Genomic DNA, 922 nt, shown 5'->3' on the forward strand with positions numbered 1-922 from the left:
GCATCGGCAACATCGACCTCGTGTGCGTCAACCTCTACCCCTTCGCCGCCACCATCGCCAAACCAAACCGCACACTGGAAGACGCGATTGAAAACATCGACATCGGCGGCCCAACCATGGTGCGCTCTGCCGCGAAAAACTGGAAACACGTCGCCATCGTTACCGACACAGCCGATTTCCCTGCCATCGCCGCCGAACTCGAAGCCAACAACGGCGCATTGAGCGACAAAACCCGTTTCAATCTCTCACGCAAAGCATTCAGCCATACCGCCCAATACGACGGCATGATTTCCAACTACCTGACCTCGCTTTCAGACGATGTCTTGAGCGGCCAGCCCCAAATCGGCGAATTCCCAAGCCAGTTCAACCAAAGCTGGATTAAAGTGCAAGACATGCGCTACGGCGAAAATCCGCACCAACGCGCCGCGTTTTACCGCGATATTTACCCCGCCGCAGGCAGCCTTTCCGCCTACAAACAGCTGCAAGGCAAAGAATTGTCTTACAACAACATTGCCGATGCCGATGCCGCCTGGGAAGCCGTCAAATCCTTTGATGCGCCGGCCTGCGTGATCGTGAAACACGCCAATCCGTGCGGTGTTGCCGTTGCCGCCGATACATTGACCGCCTACAAACTCGCCTACGCCACCGACACCACCAGCGCATTCGGCGGCATCATCGCCTTCAACCGCGAAGTGGACGGCGCAACCGTCAAACAAATTACCGACAACCAATTTATGGAAGTCCTCATGGCGCCGAAGTTCACCGCCGAAGCCCTCGAAATCGCCGCCGCCAAGAAAAACGTGCGCGTATTGGAAGTGCCGCTTGAGGCAGGTGCCAACCGCTTTGAACTCAAACGCGTCGGCGGCGGATTATTGGTACAAACCCCCGACATCCACCGACTTAACCGCGCCGATTTGAAAGT

1 protein-coding gene is annotated in these 922 nt (G+C 56.6%); it reads left to right on the forward strand.

All coding sequences use genetic code 11. The features are described 5' to 3' along the window. On the forward strand, positions 1-922 hold a 922-nt coding region (purH, locus tag ACTHUR_RS12405), incomplete at both ends, for a bifunctional phosphoribosylaminoimidazolecarboxamide formyltransferase/IMP cyclohydrolase (protein ID WP_440398784.1).

It is taken from the genome of Neisseria sp. P0021.S007 (assembly GCF_051956855.1).